Annotated in this window: 20 protein-coding genes, 1 other RNA gene and 2 pseudogenes; 6 read left to right on the forward strand and 17 right to left on the reverse strand. The window is 48.7% G+C overall.

Going from position 1 to position 21,538, the window contains the following annotated elements:
- The first annotated feature begins 101 nt into the window (after window positions 1-101).
- The gene (locus FCL49_RS20120; RefSeq protein ID WP_174355031.1) at window positions 102-449 is read left to right on the forward strand and encodes a DUF6404 family protein; all 348 of its coding nucleotides are present in this window, start codon (window positions 102-104) and stop codon (window positions 447-449) included.
- Window positions 450-852: 403 nt separating this feature from the next.
- On the opposite strand, the gene FCL49_RS20125 is transcribed toward FCL49_RS20120, so the two are convergent.
- Genes FCL49_RS20125 through FCL49_RS20150 form a run of 6 tightly spaced genes read right to left on the reverse strand, consistent with a single transcriptional unit; the run spans window position 853 to window position 4,847 of the window.
- Window positions 853-3,186 (reverse strand): primase-helicase zinc-binding domain-containing protein, encoded by a 2,334-nt coding sequence (locus FCL49_RS20125; RefSeq protein WP_174354886.1) that lies wholly within the window; start codon window positions 3,184-3,186, stop codon window positions 853-855.
- 12 nt (window positions 3,187-3,198) lie between these two features.
- Entirely contained in the window at window positions 3,199-3,537 is a 339-nt protein-coding gene (locus tag FCL49_RS20130; RefSeq protein WP_174354887.1) for a DUF5375 family protein, read from the reverse strand.
- Window positions 3,534-3,797: a hypothetical protein gene (locus tag FCL49_RS20135; RefSeq protein WP_174354888.1), complete on the reverse strand. Its 264-nt coding sequence runs from the start codon at window positions 3,795-3,797 to the stop codon at window positions 3,534-3,536. Before FCL49_RS20135 ends, FCL49_RS20130 begins: the two co-directional genes overlap by 4 nt.
- Window positions 3,794-4,339: a host cell division inhibitor Icd-like protein gene (locus tag FCL49_RS20140; RefSeq protein ID WP_174354889.1), complete on the reverse strand. Its 546-nt coding sequence runs from the start codon at window positions 4,337-4,339 to the stop codon at window positions 3,794-3,796. The genes FCL49_RS20135 and FCL49_RS20140 overlap by 4 nt, the downstream gene beginning before the upstream one ends.
- Before the next feature lie 5 nt (window positions 4,340-4,344).
- Complete coding sequence (locus FCL49_RS20145) at window positions 4,345-4,590, reverse strand: hypothetical protein (RefSeq protein ID WP_174354890.1); 246 nt, start codon at window positions 4,588-4,590, stop codon at window positions 4,345-4,347.
- Complete coding sequence (locus FCL49_RS20150; protein WP_174354891.1) at window positions 4,587-4,847, reverse strand: helix-turn-helix transcriptional regulator; 261 nt, start codon at window positions 4,845-4,847, stop codon at window positions 4,587-4,589. Before FCL49_RS20150 ends, FCL49_RS20145 begins: the two co-directional genes overlap by 4 nt.
- Window positions 4,848-5,538: 691 nt before the next feature.
- Between FCL49_RS20150 and FCL49_RS24710 the strand changes: the two genes are divergently transcribed.
- From FCL49_RS24710 to FCL49_RS24720, 3 genes and pseudogenes are all read left to right on the forward strand, one after another.
- Window positions 5,539-5,769, forward strand: a complete 231-nt coding sequence (locus FCL49_RS24710; protein ID WP_254611117.1) for a hypothetical protein — start codon at window positions 5,539-5,541, stop codon at window positions 5,767-5,769.
- A gap of 102 nt (window positions 5,770-5,871) precedes the next feature.
- Window positions 5,872-6,093, forward strand: coding sequence for a hypothetical protein (locus FCL49_RS24715; RefSeq protein ID WP_254611118.1), 222 nt, complete (start codon window positions 5,872-5,874; stop codon window positions 6,091-6,093).
- Window positions 6,090-6,345: pseudogene (locus tag FCL49_RS24720) on the forward strand (ogr/Delta-like zinc finger family protein). Before FCL49_RS24715 ends, FCL49_RS24720 begins: the two are co-directional and overlap by 4 nt.
- 650 nt (window positions 6,346-6,995) lie before the next feature.
- Here the strand turns inward: FCL49_RS24720 and FCL49_RS20165 are convergent.
- The 9 genes and pseudogenes from FCL49_RS20165 to smpB form a co-directional block, all read right to left on the reverse strand.
- Window positions 6,996-8,723, reverse strand: a complete 1,728-nt coding sequence (locus FCL49_RS20165; protein ID WP_174354892.1) for a UvrD-helicase domain-containing protein — start codon at window positions 8,721-8,723, stop codon at window positions 6,996-6,998.
- Window positions 8,720-10,594 (reverse strand): ATP-dependent nuclease, encoded by a 1,875-nt coding sequence (locus FCL49_RS20170; protein WP_174354893.1) that lies wholly within the window; start codon window positions 10,592-10,594, stop codon window positions 8,720-8,722. The genes FCL49_RS20165 and FCL49_RS20170 overlap by 4 nt, the downstream gene beginning before the upstream one ends.
- Before the next feature lie 1,199 nt (window positions 10,595-11,793).
- Complete coding sequence (locus FCL49_RS20175) at window positions 11,794-12,657, reverse strand: hypothetical protein (RefSeq protein ID WP_174354894.1); 864 nt, start codon at window positions 12,655-12,657, stop codon at window positions 11,794-11,796.
- Between the two features lie 183 nt (window positions 12,658-12,840).
- Window positions 12,841-13,432: pseudogene (locus FCL49_RS20180) on the reverse strand (tyrosine-type recombinase/integrase).
- A gap of 154 nt (window positions 13,433-13,586) precedes the next feature.
- The gene (locus FCL49_RS20185) at window positions 13,587-14,096 is read right to left on the reverse strand and encodes a hypothetical protein (RefSeq protein WP_174354895.1); all 510 of its coding nucleotides are present in this window, start codon (window positions 14,094-14,096) and stop codon (window positions 13,587-13,589) included.
- Between the two features lie 1,167 nt (window positions 14,097-15,263).
- Window positions 15,264-15,680 (reverse strand): hypothetical protein, encoded by a 417-nt coding sequence (locus tag FCL49_RS20190; protein WP_174354896.1) that lies wholly within the window; start codon window positions 15,678-15,680, stop codon window positions 15,264-15,266.
- A 377-nt stretch (window positions 15,681-16,057) separates the two neighbouring features.
- Complete coding sequence (locus FCL49_RS20195; RefSeq protein WP_174354897.1) at window positions 16,058-17,251, reverse strand: integrase domain-containing protein; 1,194 nt, start codon at window positions 17,249-17,251, stop codon at window positions 16,058-16,060.
- 192 nt (window positions 17,252-17,443) lie between these two features.
- Window positions 17,444-17,824: a transfer-messenger RNA gene (gene ssrA / locus FCL49_RS20200) on the reverse strand.
- 49 nt (window positions 17,825-17,873) lie between these two features.
- Window positions 17,874-18,356 carry an SsrA-binding protein SmpB gene (gene smpB / locus FCL49_RS20205; protein WP_135317654.1) on the reverse strand — a complete coding sequence of 161 codons (483 nt, stop codon included), beginning with the start codon at window positions 18,354-18,356 and terminating at the stop codon, window positions 17,874-17,876.
- A 161-nt stretch (window positions 18,357-18,517) separates the two neighbouring features.
- On the opposite strand from smpB, the gene FCL49_RS20210 reads away from it, so the two are divergent.
- Window positions 18,518-18,952 carry a type II toxin-antitoxin system RatA family toxin gene (locus tag FCL49_RS20210; RefSeq protein ID WP_012146395.1) on the forward strand — a complete coding sequence of 145 codons (435 nt, stop codon included), beginning with the start codon at window positions 18,518-18,520 and terminating at the stop codon, window positions 18,950-18,952.
- Window positions 18,945-19,229 (forward strand): RnfH family protein, encoded by a 285-nt coding sequence (locus FCL49_RS20215; RefSeq protein ID WP_153859333.1) that lies wholly within the window; start codon window positions 18,945-18,947, stop codon window positions 19,227-19,229. Before FCL49_RS20210 ends, FCL49_RS20215 begins: the two co-directional genes overlap by 8 nt.
- A gap of 114 nt (window positions 19,230-19,343) precedes the next feature.
- On the opposite strand, the gene bamE is transcribed toward FCL49_RS20215, so the two are convergent.
- Both bamE and recN read right to left on the reverse strand, forming a co-directional pair.
- Window positions 19,344-19,682: an outer membrane protein assembly factor BamE gene (gene bamE, locus FCL49_RS20220; protein ID WP_012146393.1), complete on the reverse strand. Its 339-nt coding sequence runs from the start codon at window positions 19,680-19,682 to the stop codon at window positions 19,344-19,346.
- 113 nt (window positions 19,683-19,795) lie between these two features.
- Entirely contained in the window at window positions 19,796-21,457 is a 1,662-nt protein-coding gene (gene recN, locus FCL49_RS20225; protein WP_174354898.1) for a DNA repair protein RecN, read from the reverse strand.
- Between the last annotated feature and the right edge of the window lie 81 nt (window positions 21,458-21,538).

The raw sequence follows: 21,538 nt of genomic DNA on the forward strand, positions 1-21,538 counted from the left end.
TGGGATTTTTTCCGTTTTCCAAACGGCCCCTCTATGGCTGACTCTGGATAAGGCATATTATTAGACAGTCTTTATTGATACCCAATGAAAGAATTCGGATGATGGCATTTGAAGATAAGAAGAAAAAGGCAATAGCCCTGATGGAAGATAAAAATATGTGGCGAAGTAATTATGCGCCACCGATCTTGCGCCTGTTTTGGAAGTTGGGGGGTAAAATGCCACCTCCACCGCTTGCCCCCTTCTGGCTGAATACGTTGTTCTTCGCCGTCTGGTTTGGCCCGTTATGGGGCATTTTCGTGTGGTTTAGTAGCTGGAAAAATCAAGACTTCAGCGTATTGTTTGCGGTATTCACGGCCCTCTTTGCCGGTTTGCTGTTTGGTTTATTCATGGCGTTAATCCACTATTGGCGTAAGCGGGCCAACAAACTGCCTGACTGGAAGAGTCTCTAACAGGGCAATAATCTAAACGCCAGAAAAAAAAGATTTATAGAAAAACTGGTCACAGTGTTCACTTTTGTTTTTAGTTGTTTAAAAACAATAAACTAACCAGTGACTAGTTGGTGATAAGTTTGCCCTGACTGGCCACTTACCGTGAACAGTCAGACCCCAAAATGTAAAATACCGGCCTGAGCCAGTGATTGATTGCACAGTCGGTGAGTGACAGTGAGAGATTTCAGGCAAAGAAAAGGCCTGCAAAGCAGGCCTGAGTAGTCACCGCTACGGGGTTCCCCGGTGTTGGGTGTATGCGGTTTGTACAGAACGACTATAAGCGGCCCCACGCAACAGCGTCCAATGGGTTCGGCAGATCAATAACCGCGTATTGATCGGCAGAAACGATCGTGACGCTATTTGCTCAGCGCATTTCACACTTGGGGAGCCAGTCGGCTTCGCAGTCTTCGCTCAATATCAGGTTGGTCTGCATCCCCTGATTGGTCTTGCGTTTTAACAGCGCTATTTCGTACTCACGCAGGGTTTGCGGCACCGCACGCCCGAACGCGGTCAGATTCAATGGGTACTTGTGTCCCCGAGCCTCCATGTAAGAGAGGTAAGCGTGATATAGATACTTGCGTGGGTTCGCCGGGGTAATGTTGGCATTACCGATATACAGACCGTCAGGCGCACTGACTGCCAGCAGGTAGCCGCAGAAGTCGACCAGCGGATCGGCACTGCGTTTAATCTCCAGCGCTTCGTCGGAGTTCTGTTGGGCTTCGAGTAATATGCGTGCGTCATTGGGCGCGGCAAAACGCTGCATCAGGTGGCGCACGATCACCGCCAACTCACCGGTGATTTTTGCCAGCAACTGCGGGTCACGTTCGTTGGCCGGTATCACCTCCGGGAACGGCAAGATCACCCGGCGACGGGAGACACCGCCGCTGCGGTCACTGAATTGCATCGGGTTGTTGTTTACCGCCAGAATTACCGCCGGAATGTGCGTGGAGTAGGCATCCCGGTATTTCGGATCGATAGCCACCGCATCGCCGCCGGTGATCGCTTTGATGCCCGCTCCGTCACCGCTCCATTTCTCTTGGTCAGGCAGGATAATCAGCGAGAACCCGACCACAGAGGCGCGTTCCCGTGAGGATTCCAGCGTATCAATGGTGGCCGACGTGGTGTTGTCTTTCCCCGCCAGCAAGCTGGCTATTGCGGCCATCACGCTTTTACCGCTGCCGCCAGGGCCGGTGACCTCAAGGAACAGTTGCCAGTCATAGCGGTTCGCCAGAACCATAAACAGCGCGGCAAGAATGCGCGCCTGCTTGTCGGGTTGCTGTCCGGCGGCGCGTGTCAGCCAGCGGCAGAAGTGCGGGGCGTGGTCGACCAGATTCTCCCCGGCCTTAGGCGGCGTGTAGTCCACGCTGTTGACGGTGCGCAGCCAATGCGTTTTCTGGTGCGCACTGAATTGCCCAGTGGTGGTATCAAATACCCCGTTACGAAAGCCAATCAGGTGACGTGCCGGCGTGCCCATTTGCGGCACCATCAACCTGAGCGTATCCAGAATGCTGTTGATACCCGCCGCTGAGAACGGGGCGCGGATTTTCTGGAACAGCGCGGCAATCTCCCGGCTGAGCACCCGGTACGATAACACCTGCCATGCGCCGTTTTCATAGCGGCACAGGTCTTCACCGACCGGTGGCACGGCCAGCAGGTGCTGGTAGTGCTCTGCCAGCAGTTCGGCCTTCTCACTGGCGCTCAGGGCTTTCAGGTCGGCATCGCTGAGCGTATCAAACGGGCTGGGTTGCTTGGGCTGGCTGAAGGCTGTCAACTGCGCAAGCGTGGCCAGCTTGCCCTGTTGCTGGTATACGTCGTTCCAGTCGCCTGTTTCTGACGGTAACGCCGGTGTGCCGCCGATCAGTTGCGCGGCCTCGGCGGCGCGGCTCTGGCCGGTGCCGTTTTCGTCATTATCGGCCGCTAGCAGCAACAGCGCGTCAGGGTAGTGGGTGCGCAACTGCTGCGCCATGGCGGGCAGGTTATTGGCGCTGAGCGCGACACAGACACTTTCCCCGGTTAGTTGATGCACGGTCAGGCCGGTAGCGTAGCCCTCGGTCAGCCAGATAACGGTATTATCCTGCCCTGGCAGGAAGTGGCAGGCGTCTTTTACCTGCCCCCCGGGCAACGTGCGCTTGATACCTGCGGCATTGATTAACTGGACGTTAACCACGTCTCCGGCACTGTCGGTCAGGGGTAACAGCAGGTCGCCGGGCTGATAAGTGATACCGCCCACGCGCAATGACGGCCCCTGTAATGTCAGGGCGTCAGTGTCCGGCCAACCCTTGGCGGTCAGGTAGGCATTCCCGGCCTGTTGTCGGGCGCTGGCGAGCAGTTGTCTGGCCTGTTGCGCTGCGTGATACCGTGCCTGTGCTTTGTCCTGCTGTTCCTGTTCGGGATTGTATTCGGGCAAGGTGTTGCCCGACGGTTCACCTAATACACCAGCCACCTTCACGGCGGCCTCTTTGGTGGTCACGGCCAGTGCCTTTTCGACCAGATTCAGGCCATCGCCACCGCCGCACTGGTTGCAAAACCATGTGCCGCGCCCCTGCAGGTTGTCAAAGCGAAAGCGGTCTTTGCCGCCGCAGACCGGGCAGGGCTGTGCCCGGCACCCTGCAGTAATGTGAATGCCTAGCGCGGGAAGCAAGACCGGCCAGTGGCCGGTCGCAGCACGTGAGGTGTGAGAAACGCTTGATGCGGTCATTGTTTGGCTCCCTCAGTGCACGGTGGTGTTGCAGGTGACGGCCATCCGGCCACAGCACAGCTCGTCCATCATCTTTTGCCCAAGCGTTGTCAGACGCGGTGGCGCAACCAGAATATCCGGCTGCACCATGTCACTGAGCATGGTACAGGCCATGTCCATACCCACCTCAGCGCCATGCTGGCGGACAAAGTAGCCCTCAATGTCCATTGCAATCGCCATTTGCAACTCATCCAGCGTGTAGCCGGGGGTCACCCGGTAAAAGGCGCAGGTATCGAGATAGGCATGGGCCAATGCACGGCGGTAAACGGCGGTGCGGACTTCAACGGGTAAACAAGACTGTGGGGCGTTCATGCGGCGGAAGCCTCCATGCTGGCGAGAATGTGGGAATCACAGGTTTTTACGACCTGTCCGAGCTGGTCAGTGAGCACCGCTATGACCGACGCAAAGGCAGCTTTCTGAACGGCATCCGGGCGTTGGCCGGTTGACTCGAGGGTGTCCAGCATGTCGAGGAACAACACGCCGGTAGAATGCGCGTGCTGAAGACGCAGGAAATCAGCATGCGGAATAGGGTAATGGGTTTCACTGTGGAAACGGGCGGCTAGCGTATTCATGCTACCCCCTGCACAGGCAGACGGCCCGCAAACGACAGAATGTAGTCACGCGCCAGCAGGCGGCGAGCGCTGTGCTCGGAATCCGCCACGGTGCGCAGCATGCGCGGGGTTGCCGTTAGGCTAGTACGGCGAATGGCCGCAAACAGGAAACAGAATTCAGGGTGAGTCGGGGTGAGGGTCGTAGCCATGGTGGCAGCCTCCATTGAGTAATGGTTATTGCTACCACCGAAGTTCCTACGCTTATGGGTGGTAGCCCAGACGGGGGTAGGAATACCGGCCTCAATGGATACCGGCCAGCCCGAAGGCTGCCCCGCCTGAGCCACCATTGTTTGATAGCCACAGTAGCATAAATAGCACTGTGCAAAAAATGAGCGCGCAAAGGCTGCGACGAAAAAAAACACGCTCGGCGCGTGTTGTGTCGCCATTGAGTAACACGGGTTCCTACGCCCGGCTGCCGATTGTGCGACAGCGGGGGGACTATAGCGCAGGGCCGGACGTGGGGGCAAGCCGTAAGACGCCCACGGACGTTCAATCGATCGCATAGTGATCAACAATCGGTAAGCGGGTCATTGCGGGTATCGGCTCCCGCATCGGTCAAGGGGATCGGCCCGGCGCGGAATAAACGCGGTTCGGCCAGGTGACTGGCCAGGCGGATCACGCCGTGTTTATCGCTACGGTGTTCCGGCAAGGCAATATCCGGCTGTTTGCGTTGCAACAGGATGGCTTCTGCGACAAACAGCGCGTCGTTGTCGTTCAGGGTAAAGCTCTGTCGGCCCAGGGTTAACTGCATCATGCTGCGGCCCCCTGATGACGATTGGCGATACGTTCAGCCATCCAGTTTTCGATTTCTGATTCGAGCCATGCCACAGTTTTACCGCCCAGGGAGATTTGGGCCGGGAACTGACTGCGGGTCATCATCTCGTAGACGGTAGAGCGTGACAGCCCGGTGGTGTACAGCACTTCCGGCAGGCGAATGAAGCGATCGCGTGGCGTGTAATCAACCGGGACGGGCGAGAGTGTGGAAGGGGTCTGTATGGCAACTGCAAGCATGGAATGCTACCTCGTTTATACCCGGTGGGATCTCACCGGCGCTGTGTGGGTTCGTCTGGTAGCGCCCTATTATGTGAATATTTTCCCGGTTGGCAACAAAGTATTGTTGTGTGATTGACTAAGAAATTGTACGTAAAAACAATGAATTGCACTAAGTTGTATTAGACCATCCTTCCTCCTGCTTCCTCACCTTTATTCAATAGTTTTCAGCAATCAATAAGCGATTTATAAATAGGCAGAAACAGCAAAAATAAATCTAACCATGGCTAGCCAGAGAAAAGGTCTTTTTTAGAAAAGTGAACAGTAATGAACACTCGGTGATGAGTTTTAGATGAACTGCTCACTACTTTATTTACTGATTTATATAACTTTTTAATTAAAGTGAATAGTAGTGAATAGTTTTTATAAGAACTAAAATCTCGTTGGTGGTTTTCTCTTCAGATTTTGGGGCTGTTGTCCTGCGGACAGTCTAACAGGGATGAATGGCGATGTTGTACGGCAGTCAGCAGAATAGCTTCACATTGACTGACACCGGAGATAACTCTATGAGCACGACTGCATTACCCAAGCGTATCAACGACAAGCTGCAAGCCCTGCGTGACGCCCGCGCTCCCATGACAAAAACTATCAGGCGTTGACAGACGTCATTACGGGGGGCGCCCGCTGCCATCAGCAGAAGAAAGACACGGAGGTGGAAAGTCACGAGGCGGAATGCCAGTGGCGAACCTTGCACCACAAGCTGCGTGGGGAAATGACCCCGGAGCTGCAAGCACAGCACCACAACCGGATCTCCAAACGGGAGCTGGCGAAAGAGTTTGACGGTCTGGTTGAAGAAATGCAGATGGATAAAATGCAGCTTCACTTCAGTTGCGGCGGCACACGAAGCGGCCCTGAAGGTCTTTGCCGAACATGCGATGAATAAGGCCGTAGATGCCCTTGATGCGGCCATCCTGAGCGCCGAGGAGGTTAATCCTGCGTACTGGCTAAATGGGCTTATGGCGTATATTGGCGCGACCCGCAGGAAATGATTGAAAAACGCCTGCTGGGGGAGCTGAGTGGTCGTGTTATTGCGGCCACAGTGCTACAGAACATTGAACACTCGGTGCTCAATGACATCGGCCTGACGATCCCTACTGAGACGGGGATATTGCCGGAACTGAAAAATAGGCCGACCACACGGATGCAGGTCGCGAGGGAACTGGCGGAAAAACGTCAGCGTTTCCAGCAGAAGGGGGCAAAATCATGATGCGTTGCCCATTGTGTACTCATTCGTTTTATACCCGTACCAGTCGTTATGTCACGGAACAGACAAAAGAGGCCTATTACCAGTGCCAAAATATCGTGTGCTCCTTCACATTTAAAACGGTAGAGAGCGTCGATAAGATTTTATGTCAGCCTATAAAAACGGAGACGGTTACCGGTGATGATTTACCGCCGCCGGAAAAAAAAGACATTAAATCGTTATCACCGTTATAGTCGAAATCAAACACTTCACTGATTGAAGTAGCCCCGCTGCAATGCTGATTTTGCTACGAAGCGTTTACCGTTCCCCAGGCCCGAAAGCAGCTTTTTTCTGGCTAGCCTGCCTCAAACCTGGCGTGCACGCATAAGGTGCATGATTTTGCATTAATCCCTAGCCCCTCAAAACAGCCGAACCCCCGCGCCACAAGGGCTTACAAGGCCTCTGTGTAATGCATGAAATATGCATGATGAAGTCAGAGCGCGTAGGCGAGGGAGTATTGCGCGCGCAGAGGTTTGAACAACTTTTCGTTTAATGCGTCAGCGTGCCTCTGCTGCGTTTAAGAGGCTAGGGTGAGTAGTGCCGTTATCGCGCCCTGACTGGCCTCCAAGTGAACTTTTTCTGATTTGTGAATGGGGGATGGCAGAGACGCTCATGCACATTGGTGGGCCTGGTACTCATTGATTAACATAGCACGGTGTTAGTAACATCCGCTTCTGGCACTGAACGGCCCAGGTACCGCTCACTGGCAGATTTAGCGAAAAGCGGAAGTTCGAATAAGGTAAATTAATAACATTCCCGTGTATTAATCTACGGTAAGCAAGTCAATAGTAATTAAGAAAACCGCCATCCAAGAGGGATGGCGGATAAAAACCTGAGAATGAGTCCACTATTGCGTTTAATCCTATTCAGGTAGGGGCAATGAAGGCAGGTTTGATCCGTTCCTGAAAACCAGCGTTAATAAGATTCTCCTTTAATTCTTTTAGGCATGATTCAGGCACTGCGAGCCAGAATAGGTTTTTTGCCCTGGTGATTGCGACATACCCAATCCGGCCTTCTTCATCATCTGTGCCTGAAAGCAACGCTTCTATATGGGGTTTCTTCGCCAGGTACATAACTGCGCCGATAGACTCCCCCTTAACCTGGTGTACCGTCTCTACCCTGAGTCCATGTGCCTGAGTGACTGTTGCACTGGCCAATGGAAGGTCCGGTAGGAATTTTTTTGTCAGTTTTTTGCCAAGCGTGCCAGCAATTTTGTATTCGTATTGTTTCTCAATCTCTGAGAGAAGCGCTTTGACATTCGTTAATAGCTTGGTGTGCCAGTCAGTTTTCGCTGAAAGCGCAGACGAGGGAAGCCCCACATCTGCGCTGCGACTGAAACGCCATAGTAGTCGCTTCAGCCCGCTCATTCCGTCTTCATGTGAGAGCCCCTGAAGTCCCGAACTGAGTCCATGGGGTGTATTGTCCAGTAAGCCAATGATTGCCCTGCAGACCAATTTGAAGCAGCCATGATAGTCATTATGTTGATCTCGTAACAACGATGCTTCTGCTAAGACTTTGACCATACCTTGCCCATGTGAGGAAGCTCTACCCGCAATTACTTCGGCTCTCGCCGCCCCGCGACAAAGAATCACTGAATCCTGAAGCCGCATGCCTAACTCATCAATATGGTCCTTGAATGCTTCAGTTAATTTGGGCAGTTCAGATTCCTTGTATCCGAAGAAAAATGCGCCACCTTGCTCGTTCTGTCGGTCGGGCTCGTCATTACGGTTGCAGAGAGAATTGGCGATGTTAATGATTGGCGGCAGGGAACGATAGTTGCGAGTAAGCTTGTAACTGGTCACCTCAGCACGAGCTTCATAGCTCTTCAGGAACTCTCCGTCAGCACCTGCGAATCCATAAATCCCTTGGTTAACATCCCCGATAAGAGTTACCTGAACCCCTGCTCCTATAAGTAATTCTAAGATTTCCTGATGTACTGTACCCAAATCTTGGGATTCATCGACAAGGATTTGAGGGTAGCGGGCTGCCAGCGCACGCAGTACGGCTGGTTGTGAGACTAAAGTCTGATAAACCCAATACCGGCCAAGATCATGAGTGTAGGCGCCTGTTTTTCCCAGTCTATTGACGATCTTTATAACCTCAATTTTATCAAGCAGCTCCAGCTCATCCCCTTTGCTTGTGACGAAGTAGAAATCTTTATTAAACATACCTACTTTTATGTCTTTTAATGGCAATGGATAGCTGTCTTTACGCCAATATTGAAAGCTGGTTAGAAAAGGCTCCGAGCCTGACACTAAGTACGCAGCCCGATCCGTGGCCATAGTCCGGTAGGCATGGGGGCGTAAAATATGTTTGGTGAAAAAACCGTCAAGTGTATCGACCTCCACCCGACGACGGTTAATATCGTCCGGTAGGGCAGAAGTAAGCCCTGCATACCCAGTATTAAAGGTATTGACCGCTACATTGGAGAAAGACAACAGCACGACCCGTCCTCGGCTGCTTTCCATCTTCTCTCGTACGGCAATCAGGCGCCGAATGGCTGTTTCCGTTTTCCCGCTTCCGGCGCAAGCAGTCACAGCAATTGGTCCTAACGGCGCATCGATAATGTCTCTCTGTTGCTTTGATAGTTTCACGGTTTGACCACTCCCAGACAGACATACTGAATAGCTTTTTTAAGATAATCAGGAACTTCAAAACCTTTATCTTTCGAAATCTCTTCAGCTAATGCCTGAGCAAATCGACCTTTCTGGATGTTGCCGCTATCTTTGCGCTCAAACATGCCGCAGAACAGCGCTTTGGCTTTTGCCGTGTTGTCTGGCTGGCTATCTACGAACTTACGAAGAGCCTTTGAGATCCTTGGATGGGGATCGGCCAACGCAGTAAGCATGGGACCGCGGTTTGCCTCAATGAGTGCCAGATCGTATTCTAGGGTTTTCACTCCGTGAAAGATCTTTACGAAGTCATCTTCCAGTTTCAGCATCTTAAGGGTATTGCCCGATAACCTCACCTGGCCTCCAAGAGCTGGATATACCTCTTTCCTTTTGACTTTTTTCTTTTTCTCATCATCGCCAACAGCCTCTTCGTCATCAGGATCGTCTGTCTCTTCCTGGTAGGCAGCCTCAGCTAGTATGTTGTCAATTTTTCCCTCATCTTGTCCGTCCTCTGTCTTGGCCTCTATCTCTTCTTCTTCAAAAGGATCTGCATCGGTCACTACAGCAACGGGAATTCGCAGCCCCTGTTCACCAAAAAGCGGGAGGAAGGAGTCAAAATTAAGTCCTTCAACGCTAATCAGGCTGACCCCATATTTCCTGAGATCAAGATCCATCTTCTTAGCAAGTGCATCAATCAACATAAGTTCTGCTGCGCCCTCGACGAAAATAACTCGGCGAGCAAAAAAGAGTTCAGCCCTGGTTACGTCCAGATACCGTTCCAGCTTTTCACGCTTTCCCTTTTCAAATTTGATATCACGTGGGAAGAACGTCTCTACACCGGACTTGTTCTCGATAAGGCATACAAGAGAGTCCAGCTTTGAATTGCTGGCGAAATTAGGTGAGTGGCTGGTGACGAACAGTTGTACAGGCTTTTCGCCTTCGCCTGTTGGAATACCTGCAAGGTACTGCAGCAGCACGCGCTGCAGCTGGGGATGCAAATGCGCTTCGGGTTCCTCAATAATCAAACTCCTGAAAGCAGAGCCAGTATTTTTGGCCAGTTCACTGAGTACTACTGCCATGAAGATCAGATTATTGAAGCCCAATCCATTTTTCTCAATCTCCATAGCTTCAGCCGTCAAGGTCAGCCGGGAAGAGAGACGCTGAAAATCAGTCACGCTGAGCCCGACGGCAAGCTCCTGCGCTAACTGAGCACCCATCATGGAATCATGTCTGGTTGATATCGCTTTATGGGTGCTCTGAATAGATTTGTCTTGTTTAAGTGTTTCATCGAGTTTTTTCAAAGCCGTGTTTATAGTGTCACGGCCTGCCTCATCGGTGAGCAAATGAAGTAATCGAGCCAGCTGGCTGTTACGGTTAGGACGAAGGCCCTGCGCGGCATCGCGGAGAGGCGGGAGATAAACGCCGCGAAGGTTCTCCATCATATCTGAGGTAAGTGAAACTTCTGGGTGATCGCCACACCAGCGCCGGACTTTGAATCGGCCCGTCTTATCCATATCGGTATACTGAACATGGATATGCGCCTCCATGTTCTTGTCCCCATTTGGCTTGAGGGCAGCTATAAAGTCCGCTTCATCTTCAAGACTGAGATCTCTGAACACAAAATGGAAGCTGATGTCTCCAGTTGGCTCGCCCTCATGCGGGCGGTGTCTGTCAGAATCATCGAGGCGAGGATAAGTCTCATCATGACCTGCGAGAAGCGTCCGGAGTGCATCGACTACTGCACTTTTCCCTACGTTATTTGGGCCTACCAGAACATTTAAACCGGGTTGAAATTTAAGCTTAGCTTTACGCAGTTTGCGAAAATTCTTTATCGTGAGCTCTGCAAGATACATAAAGGTCTCCATCCTATGATGCTGTTCTGAATGAGAAATAGCACGAAGTGTAAAATCATTCCAACTTGAATGACGAGTCGATTACAAGCCAAATTCTGATATTTGAGGTGCTGTCATCTTAGCATCACTGGCATTAGCTAATAAGCACGTATCCACTGACCTTTGCCCAAATTATGTGACACACGATTGATTGCTACAGAAAGGTCTATTTATGGCACGAAGGGGACGAGCTAACTGAGCTGAAGGTCCGCGGTGAGCGAGGAGCAGAAGTTCGCAATTACTTACGCAGTTGATGGCGCATGTTAATCTGCGTGATACAGGTCAGAAATATTAATTTTTACTGTAAATCTCTGTTCGCACTGGTGTAAAATTTTTGCTTGGTGGTATCGATTTTCCCAGCCGTTTTTAAGCTTTTCTCGATAGAGTGAATGAAAGGCGCAATTAGTAAGGATCATGAATGGATTCGGCTTACTTCAAATTTGAAAAAGCATGATGACGTTCGTGTTGGTTTTTAAACATGACTACTCGCTCAGCGTAAACTGTTTATGGCTTCTTTTTTTGTGTCATTAAAGAGGGCGTGTTTACTCTAAATTCTTATATTCACAAGCAGTACAAGAATGATGCGACTGCTTTTTCTTATAATCGTTTTATTAATCAGGCAGTCCTGCACCTGTTTAAAATAATTAAGGAGTTAAATAAGGTAGTATTTAATGGTGTCCGAGGGGAAGGTGTCAATGAATATTCTTGTAGCAGCATCATAGAAATTATTAAGATTGCTATCCCGGATAGAACAGATATTCTTTCCAGACGAATATAAAATAAAATTTATAATGGTAAAAAAATAAAAGTTCTTATTCATTAATATTCAGTAAAGTGAATTATATCGAAAAATTTGAGTTAATCGGACAGTTCATAATGCTTGAAAATCAAGGGCGGAATGGTCATAAAATACCTTATCATTCTATGATATTCGGTAGGTAATATTAGAAGGTCGTTGTCAGACCTTATGTATAGAAGATAAGGTCTTTTTAAATTTTTGATCTTATGGTATATGTCCATGAAATAGTAAACTAAGTATCACATCATTTTATTTATCGACACATATTAATTATATTCACCATAACTAAATAGCAAAAAAGTAACAAGTAGCTCCGAGCCGTTTATGGAAATGATAACAAATTGTAGACATGAATTCATAATCAAATTGATAAGTTGATTATTTTATGATAGCTACTTAGGTTTTTTTTGTATATATCTTCATTCCTATTGTTTAAGTTATCCAACATATTTTCATATTCAAATTTCAAACCTATAATATTCCCAAGAATTTCAGTTTCAGCTGATATAATATCAATGGAGCTAGCTAGTTGAACTCGACCTAAATGGTTCGACGCATTCCATGTATATTTTGGAGAGTGCTTAAGCATAGCTATAAGCTTGACAACCTCACTCATGACTAACTTCTCATTTAAGCCTTCATAAGGCGAATTAATAAAATCCGGGTATCGAAACCATTTGAATTCATCTATTGTAGAAAAATCAATTAAACTCTTTCTTGGAACAAATGCTAAATCTGGGATTTTTTTTAACTCAGATACTAGTTCTTGTTTGATAAATACTCTTGCGCCTTTACCTGCTCCTTCAAGTCTTACTGCATCGGTTACTGCACCACCACAAATGAACATGCCTAATTTAGTATTTATTTTATCGGGCTCAACGATCTGTCCATTTGCCATTCCTCCCCTACAAAGAAGCCCGCCTAGTACACTTTTCCACATTATATCCCTAGCGACATTAACTACTATATCAGGATCATCTGACCAGATGAATGCACAATCAGACAGTTGAGCCACTTTAATGTTTTTTACACTTTTTGTAGCTTGTACTAATATTCTCCTGAATTTCAATAATAATTTTGCGAAAAACTGATGCTCTGAAAATTTGCTTTGATATCTAAAATTATGTGATGAAAAATCATTTTCACTAATTTCTATTTTCCCTTGAGTTAAGGCTCCAACTCCAAGGATATCTACAAAAAAAACTGCTCCAGTATATTCTTTCAAAATATATCCTATTTGTAACTATATTCATCAAAATCAACATAGGCTACAAAAAGTAGCACTATCCCTTATCATGCCAGCGATATTACATTCTAATTTAAATTCAGTCACATTTTGAATCATAGTATTAGTAAAATAAGCAAAGTCCGCTCGTGGCACAGCGCTGCTGTTGCAGCCCTGACATCCTTAGACCTCAATCGACTCAGAGATCTCTAACGCATCATCGACTTCAATGCCCAGATAACGAACTGTGCTTTCCAGTTTCTTATGGCCCAACAGAAGTTGGATCACCCGGAGATTCTTAGTTTTCTTGTAGAACAGGTAAGGTTTTGTTATTCTTACGGAATGTGTGCTGTAAAGTGAATCTTCAAGACTACCCACCCATGAAAAATTCGGTTGTATTGTCGGGTTGATATGTGCTGGTTAGTTCCGACCCGAGACCGGAACAAGAAGTCTTTACTGTGTAAATTTCCAAGTTTTATCAATGCAGCAACAGCTTCTCTTGTCCCTTTGGTTATCTCAAATTGCACAGGGCTACCGGTTTTCTGTTGCAACACCGTTGCTCTACTTGAAACAGAGCTGCCATATGCAACATCAGATACTTTGAGTTTGACCAGATCACAGCCTCGTAGCTTACTGTTCAAGGTCATATTGAACAGGGCCAAATCGCACGTTTTATCTTCAAGTTCAAGCCTGATTCGGATCCCCCAGATATGAGATATCTGAAGTGGTCTTTTTGGCCGATGATACGGTATTTGTTCCAAAGTGACGTGTTCATACTCAAATCTCCTGCAATGTGGGAGATTTGAGTATGGTTGTCCCTCAAGAGCGAGAAGCGGAAGTTCACTTTAAGAGTAACCTAATCCACATGCATAGGAATTCTAAGAGAATTATGCGTTTTCGTATAGCCTGCATCAGACCCACTAGCTGCTCTAATACTTTTTATAGCCATCAAGTGGTAAGCCTTTATCTCCAGAAATTTTAAGAATATTACAAACAATCTCAAAATATTGCGGCTGAATACCTTCAATTCCTTTAAATTCACCATGATCGTTTAACGAACGAATAGTTTTGAAATTATCCCACAATCTATTTTTGGTTATAATTTCGTTAACTTCGTGGTGTTTCGTGCAACCATGATCTCGATAAATTTTTATGTACTCGTTGATTTCCTTAGTTTCATTCGAAGAAAGGGGGCTGCCTCTAATAATTGACTCAGAAATCTGTCCCTGCAGGGAATACTCTCGGTAGAGAAATACCATTTTACTGAATCTATCTGAACCACTAGAGACTAGTAATTGCAAGCTTTGCCACGAAAGTTGCGTTATATTTGTGATATGGATAGTACTTTTTCTACCTTTTCTATTAGATACTTGAACGAATTTATTTACACTAAAATTTGCGATTTCTCTGTAAAGACTTACGTCATAATCAATTTTCATAACGATCTCCAATTATACTCATCCTTGAATTTAACACAAAGTTAAGGGGGGAACGCTGTAACCGCCGAAATTTACATGACGCATAATTTCGCGTTTGGCGGATTGTACGTTAGACCGTCGTCAACCGGGCAGCGAAAAAATAGCCATTTGGAGCGAAAAACCACTGATTGCAACGTCTCACATAGCTGGTACGGATAAATTCTAATTCATGACATCATAAGAGTACTCATCGGCACATACCAAACATGCTTCAAAAATAGACTAAATCCTAGTGCCGGAAATTTCGACGGTTCCGTACAGGAACCCCTGGATGGAAAAAAGGCAGCGCTGAACCAACGTCTGCTCTTGGCAAGGCGGACGTTCAGAGCCGGAATCATCATTAGGCTCAAGACTTGAGCAGTAATAATGCAGCCAGCTCTTAAATGCCGCTTCAGCGGCATGAAGGCGCCAGATGACGATGAAGGAAAGACGCCGTACGCCCGGCGAAGACGGTTACAGTCGTATAAATCCTTCCATCCCCGACCTTTCCCTGAAGAGCCATTCGGGCTTTCAGCAATGAAGCGGTTTACGTAACCCCTTTTAACCCCGGCGAGCGGGCTTTACTTTGCCTGCGACATAAAGGGCGTGATTTCCGAGGCCTTGGTGTCGGCTGCCTGCTGCTGACTCGTAGGGGGGCAGAATAACATTCACCGACAGCCACGGAACTTAACACGGTAGCTCTCTGATAACATTGTTTTAGTCTTCACGAAGAGAATGATCTCTCATGAATTCATCTAAGGTTAAAATTTTCACGTTCAATAAATCTTTTGGGAAGCGTTGATAAATTTTGTCGTTGGAAATAAATAATTCGACATGATTGCAGTACGCTATATGACATATATCGTGATTATCATTTTTACCCGGTTGGTTACCTGTTTCCATTGCATCTAAAATATATGCAGTCAAGCATTTTAAATAATTATCTAGAATTTTATTCTGATTGTATTTATTGATGGCATTTAGATATTCAGGGGTAAAACTCCTTTCAGGGTACAGATTCTGTACCCGCCCTAAATTTTCTTATTCCGAGATTATGCAGGAACTTTATTAAAGTTATGTCAGTTTGTACTCTTATTTTTTCTGCTGTGTAAGGGTTGTCTCGAAGTGATTCTCTATCTTCTTTTTTTGTTAACATTGTTTTTTTAAAACTGATGTTGAATCCCCTACAAGCATATTGTCATAATTAGTTAACGTCTCGATAGAATACACTTCCCCACCGAGTTCAATTTTTATATTTTCTGCCTCGGACAGTGTGTTTGTTTTGATAATCTTTTCCATTAACAACTTTGTGGCTGGCACATCATAATCATTGAAGTCAATACCAAATGCCTTAGCCTGTAAGGTACCTACGGATTCCCATATAATTTTTACCCCACGATTCAAAATGTTAATCAGAGAAATTTTCCGTATGTAGTACTCTTTTTCTGACGTCATCCCTGCAATCAGTTCCATGATGCCAAGCTGTGAACATATCAATTCAATATTATTTTCTTTCGGGATTTTATTTAGTTGTCTTAGTATATTTGTATCCAGATATGCTTTCATGTTTTTTAAATACACCTTTTTTCTTTATTTTTTATAGAGTGATTATTTATCACTGAGTGAATACTCGTACATTTATAAAAAAAACTCAAGAGGCAGCTTTGCTCACTTATTGCTGATGACCGTTCCTAGAGTATTTATCGCCACATGCAACTCTGACGCGAGAGGGGCTTTTCCCGCACCCTTTATGGCCCGACCCCGGGAAAACGCCCCTGATGAATTCTGCGCGTCTGCATGCCTACGCACTGAGATCTTTTCGCTTCAGATTAGTAAATACAGATTTTTGTGATGCTCGCTTTTGGCACAGAGCTGTCCGTGGGATTGGGTATAACCCTGGGCCGTAAAAGTGTAAGCTCATGTCTGAGCTAATACATATATGACTATTTTTTTGAGTGTACTTCCGCTCCCCACCAATCCATTAACGTACGTCGCTGCTCAAGGTATGTGGAACGGTTATAGGCCCTTCGAACCTCATTCTTATCACAGTGTGCCAAAGCTGCCTCAATCATATCTGCATTAAACTCTGCCTCATTCATAGCTGTACTTGCGATAGAACGTAACCCATGCGCGACTAATTTTCCACCATACCCAATACGTTTTAACGCAGCATTCGCTGTCTGGCTGTTCATGGCCTTACGCGGGTCATTGCGGCTTGGGAATACGTACTCACGCTGGCCGCTGATAGGGTACATGATTTCGAGTATCTCTAAAGCTTGGCCTGAGAGTGGAACGACATGATCACGCTTGGCCTTCATACGTTCCGCCGGAATACGCCATTCACGATTTTCAATATCGATCTCGGCCCATGCGGTTGCGGAGGCTTCAGCAGGACGAATCAGCGTCAGCAACTGCCATTCAAGCAAGCAGCGGGTTGGAATTGATAGATTGCTCATCGAGATCGTGCGCATCAGCTTAGGCAGCTCTTCTGGTCGTATAGTCGGCATATGCTGCTTCTTAGGGCGCTCGAACGCATTGCCGATACCAGAAGCCGGGTTAGCATCAATCAATCCGGTGTTGACGGCGTAGATCATGATTTCGTTAATACGCTGTACTAAACGTCGAACGGTCTCTAACGCTCCACGGGCCTTGATAGGTTCCAGCACCTGGATCAGCAAACGCGCCTTGATATCCTGAACTGGGACATTTTCGATAGACGATAATATGTCCTTCTCGAGAGAACGCCAGATGTCTTCAGCATGCTTAGTGCTGACGCTGGCCTGTTTCAATGCGAACCATTGCTTTGCCACATTCAGGAAAATGCTTTCTTGGGCTACCTGCTTCTGTTCCGCTTCTTCTGCCTCTTTGGCCTGTGGGTCAATGCCTCTCGCCAGTATCGCGAGCTTTTCGGCACGTATTTGTCGGGCATCGGCAAGTGACAGGGCAGGGTAGGCACCGAGGCTAACCATAGTTCGTGAACTGGTGCCGGGGCGAAGGTAGCGGAAACGCCACAATTTTTTGCCGGTGGTTTTGACTAACAGGAACAGGCCGTCACCGTCGTGCAAAGTGAGGTCTTTCTCTAGGGCTTTGGCTTTTTGTACTTCGGTATGTGTGAGGGGGCGTGTAGTCCGCGCCATGCAAGGGTTCTTCCATAATTGGTATACGTTTATGGCATACATTTTAACGTATACCTAAACGTATACCAATAAATCCCGGATTTAGCTGGATGTTCTCGGACTGCTACAGATACAAAAAAGCCCGCAAACCTAAGTGGTATGCGGGCTTTCCGTACTTCTCCGGACTTATCTGGTAATACCCGGATCATCATTTGGTGGAGCTGGGGGGATTTGAACCCCCGTCCGGAATTACTACACCGTCGGCACTACATGCTTAGTCCAATCTTCACATTCGCCGGTCAGCTGCGGATGGACACGCCACTAACAAACTAGCCTGATTGGGTTTAACGCTTCAGCCCCAGGCAGGACATCCACGCGATCTCTTTTGGGTTTGACCTCTCTTGATCCCCGTCCTAAGAGCGGAGGCTAGGGAGAGAGGGAATCTTCAGTTTCTTAGGCTGATTAAGCTGCTAAAGCAGCAGATTCGAATTGCGAGTCGTTTGCAATTATTTTTTTTGCGGCTTTTAACGAGGCAAACCGCCCCTCGGCATGCTCCTAAGGCCTCACAATCCCGTCGAATCCAGAATCAGCCCCAAGTTACGTCGCGCAGTATAACAGAAGTTTTACCCGTTAAGCCAGTGGCTTATCGGTTGGCGTGCTTCATGATACGGGATTTCGCCGTCTGCCATTCACGATCTTTGATGTCATCGCGCTTATCGTGTTCTTTCTTACCTTTGGCTACGCCGATTTTGATCTTGGCCCAGGCATTTTTCCAATACATGGACAAGGCAACCACGGTGTAACCGTCACGGTTTACACGGCCGAGCAGTGAGTCCAGCTCACGTTTTTTCAGCAGGAGTTTACGGGTACGTGTCGGATCGCAGACCACATGAGTAGAAGCTACGTTGAGCGGTGAGACAGTGGCGCCAAACAGGTAGGCTTCACCATCGCGGAAGGTCACGTAGCTGTCACTAATGTTGGCTTTGCCGGCACGCAGTGATTTGACTTCCCACCCTTGCAGGGACAGGCCCGCTTCGAATTCTTCCTCAATGGAATATTCGAAACGCGCTCGCTTGTTTTGCGCAATGGTGGCAGAGCCGGGTTTGTGTGCTTTTTTCTTTGTCATAGTGTGTTCATTATACTGGATGCGTCAGCGAAAGAAATCCTTTACCTCTCAGCACCTGCGCAATTTTTCGCATTTTTGGCCTCTGGGTTGCATAGCAGATTTTTTGTTTGCCGATAGATAAATGGTATGATTTGTACGTTTTGTGTCTCACAGGAAATGATATGCCCCAGATCAGTCGATCTGCGTTAGTGCCGTTTAGCGCCGAGCAGATGTATCAGTTGGTTAACGATGTTCATTCTTATCCCGATTTTCTGCCAGGTTGTACCGGCAGCCGGGTGATTAACGCGTCCAACAATGAAATGACCGCCGCGGTAGATGTTGCCAAAGCCGGTATCAGCAAAACTTTTACCACGCGTAACACGCTGCTGGATAACCAGAGCATCAATATGCAGTTGGTTGATGGTCCGTTCCGCTCCTTGATGGGGGGCTGGCACTTTACACCGCTCAGCCCGGAAGCCTGCAAGGTTGAGCTGCACCTGGATTTTGAATTTACCAACAAACTGATCGAGTTGGCGTTCGGCAAGGTGTTTAAAGAGCTGGCGGGTAACATGGTGCAGGCATTCACCCAGCGGGCGAAAGAGGTCTACAGTGTCTGAGATACGGGTCGAGGTGGTTTACGCCTTGCCGGAGCGTCAGTATCTTCGCAATGTCACACTGGCGGAGGGCAGCAGCGTTGAGCAGGCGATTGTCGCCTCCGGGCTGCTGGAACTACGGGGTGATATTGACCTGCAAAGTAACAAGGTGGGCATCTATAGCCGACCGGCCAAGTTGGCAGATGTGCTCAACGATGGCGACCGGGTGGAAATCTATCGCCCCTTGATTGCCGATCCCAAAGAGCTGCGCCGTCAACGGGCAGAGAAGGCAAAAAAATAAGGCGCTGATAGCGCCTTATTTTTTATCAGAATTTTATCTTCCGAGTTGCAGCCTGGTACTGTCATGAAGAACTTGACGCGTCCCTCACGGGCCGGACGATAGTTCCTGCGCGGATTACTTGGTCAGCGCCGGCTTGTTCTGAATATCGGTCAAGACACCCGCGCTGTTAAAGGTCAGCGTCAGGGTTTGCTGGGTGATATTTTCATGACCAGGTTGCTGGCGGAACACATAGAACCACGTCTGAGTACCGAACGGGTCCTGCAGCATTGGGGTGCCCAATGTATAAGCGACCTGTTGCTGGGTCATACCTTTTTGAATTTTAGCTACGTCGGTTGACGTCAGGTAGTTCCCTTGGTTGATGTCAGGCCGGTAAACCACCTTCTCAAAAGTAGAACAGCCTGCAGTCAGCATCACAAGAACCACAGCGGCGGCAGTCAGCGTTTTACAGCGCATAGTAATCACATTCCTTTAGGGCATAGGATGCCGATGATAATAGACCTTGCAGCAGTTGGAAACCTTTACAGGGCCCCAATATGACCTCAGGAAAGTAAAAAAGTTGAGCTTTTCTATGCAGCAAGCAGTTCTTTCGCGTTTGCCAGGGTATTTCGGGTGACTTCACTGCCGCCCAAAAGGCGCGCCAATTCTTGCAAGCGGGCGCGTTTATCCAGTGGTGACATCTGTGTTTCGGTTTCTGTGCCGTCGGTCTGTTTGCTGACGAACAGATGCTGATGGCCACAACCGGCGACCTGCGGCAAGTGAGTGACGCACATAACCTGGGTCGATTCCCCCAACTGGCGCAGCAGGCGACCGACAATGGCGGCGGTTGGGCCGCTGATACCTACGTCCACTTCGTCGAAAATCAGCGCCGGTGTTTCCATTTTGCGGGCGGTAATCACCTGGATTGCCAGCGCGATGCGTGACAGTTCGCCGCCAGAGGCCACTTTCGCCAGCGCCTGCAGCGGTTGGCCCGGGTTGGTGGAAACGCAGAACTCGGTGCGGGTCGCGCCTTCAGCACTCAAATATTGCGGTTCGAAGCGTACGTCGATATTGAATTTACCGTGCGGCATGGAGAGTGCCTGCATGCTGTCGGTAATCAAAGTGGTCAGCTCAGCGGCATAATGCTGGCGTTTCTGATGCAGTTGCTCTGCCAACAACAGCGCTTGCTGATGATGCAGCGTCACCGCTTCGGTCAGGTGTTCGTGGTCGCTTTCTTGCTGTGACAGCAGCTGTTGTTCATCCAGCATTTGCTGGTGCAACTGCGGCAGCTCTTCTGGTGCGACGTGATGTTTGCGCGCCAGGTTGATTTGCCGCGACAGGCGCTGCTCGAGTTCTTGCAGACGGTTGGGATCCAGATCCATGCGATCGGCGTAGTGGCGCAGTTCATCGCTGGCTTCACTGATTTGGATTGACGCCTCTTCCAGCATATCCAGCAGGCCACTGAGCTTTTCATCCATGCCGACCAGCTCAAGCAGCAGGTGCTTGGCGGTATAGAGCTGGCTCAGCATATTACTTTCTTCGTTATCAGCCAGTAATTGCAGGGTTTGCTGGCTGATGGTCAGCAACTGGCCGCTGTTGGCCAGGCGTTTGAATTCGGTGTCGATTTGTTCAAACTCACCGGCCTGCGGCGCAAACTCGTTCAGCTCTTTCAATTGGTATTGCAGCAGTTGTTTGCGTGCGTCGCGCTCGATGGACTGTTGCTGATGATGAGCCAGTTCGCGGCAGCTTTGGTGCCAGCACTGGTAAGCCTGTTGCATTTGCGTCAGCAGGGCGGGTTCGTCGGCGTAGGCGTCGAGCAGTTGTTTTTGGTGCTCTGGCTTGAGCAACAACTGGTGGGCATGTTGGCCATGGATTTGAATCAGGCGCTGGCCGAGTTCGCGCAGTTGCGAAAGCGGGACGGCGGTGCCATTGATAAAGCCGCGTGAACGGCCATCTGCGTTGATCACCCGGCGCAGCAGGCACTCATTGCTGTCGTCCAGCTGGTTCTGCTCGAGCCATTGCCGTGCAGAAGGGGTGTCCGCCAGTGAGAAACGGGCGCAGATATCGGCACGGGCGGCTCCCAACCGGACGACGTTACCATCGGCGCGATTACCGAGGCACAGCCCCAACGCGTCGATGGCGATCGATTTGCCGGCGCCGGTTTCACCGGTAATCGCCGTCATACCCGGTTGAAAATCAATTTCCAACTCACGAACGATAGCAAAATTGCTGATGGTCAATTGCGCCAGCATGGGAACCTTCCTGTGTATAAACACATAACTGTAGTTTCATACAGTATAGACTGGTTTTATATACAGTAAAGAGGCTGGCGC

The organism is Serratia proteamaculans, from assembly GCF_013337185.1.
Classification (GTDB): Bacteria; Pseudomonadota; Gammaproteobacteria; order Enterobacterales; family Enterobacteriaceae; genus Serratia; species Serratia proteamaculans_D.

Coding starts and splice junctions, on each gene's coding strand:
- FCL49_RS20120 (WP_174355031.1), top strand. CDS start 102: ATGGCATTTGAAGATAAGAAGAAAAAGGCAATAGCCCTGATGGAAGAT.
- FCL49_RS20125 (WP_174354886.1), bottom strand. CDS start 3,186: ATGACCGCATCAAGCGTTTCTCACACCTCACGTGCTGCGACCGGCCAC.
- FCL49_RS20130 (WP_174354887.1), bottom strand. CDS start 3,537: ATGAACGCCCCACAGTCTTGTTTACCCGTTGAAGTCCGCACCGCCGTT.
- FCL49_RS20135 (WP_174354888.1), bottom strand. CDS start 3,797: ATGAATACGCTAGCCGCCCGTTTCCACAGTGAAACCCATTACCCTATT.
- FCL49_RS20140 (WP_174354889.1), bottom strand. CDS start 4,339: ATGCGATCGATTGAACGTCCGTGGGCGTCTTACGGCTTGCCCCCACGT.
- FCL49_RS20145 (WP_174354890.1), bottom strand. CDS start 4,590: ATGATGCAGTTAACCCTGGGCCGACAGAGCTTTACCCTGAACGACAAC.
- FCL49_RS20150 (WP_174354891.1), bottom strand. CDS start 4,847: ATGCTTGCAGTTGCCATACAGACCCCTTCCACACTCTCGCCCGTCCCG.
- FCL49_RS24715 (WP_254611118.1), top strand. CDS start 5,872: ATGATTGAAAAACGCCTGCTGGGGGAGCTGAGTGGTCGTGTTATTGCG.
- FCL49_RS20170 (WP_174354893.1), bottom strand. CDS start 10,594: ATGTATCTTGCAGAGCTCACGATAAAGAATTTTCGCAAACTGCGTAAA.
- FCL49_RS20185 (WP_174354895.1), bottom strand. CDS start 14,096: ATGAAAATTGATTATGACGTAAGTCTTTACAGAGAAATCGCAAATTTT.
- FCL49_RS20190 (WP_174354896.1), bottom strand. CDS start 15,680: ATGAAAGCATATCTGGATACAAATATACTAAGACAACTAAATAAAATC.
- FCL49_RS20195 (WP_174354897.1), bottom strand. CDS start 17,251: ATGGCGCGGACTACACGCCCCCTCACACATACCGAAGTACAAAAAGCC.
- smpB (WP_135317654.1), bottom strand. CDS start 18,356: ATGACAAAGAAAAAAGCACACAAACCCGGCTCTGCCACCATTGCGCAA.
- FCL49_RS20210 (WP_012146395.1), top strand. CDS start 18,518: ATGCCCCAGATCAGTCGATCTGCGTTAGTGCCGTTTAGCGCCGAGCAG.
- bamE (WP_012146393.1), bottom strand. CDS start 19,682: ATGCGCTGTAAAACGCTGACTGCCGCCGCTGTGGTTCTTGTGATGCTG.
- recN (WP_174354898.1), bottom strand. CDS start 21,457: ATGCTGGCGCAATTGACCATCAGCAATTTTGCTATCGTTCGTGAGTTG.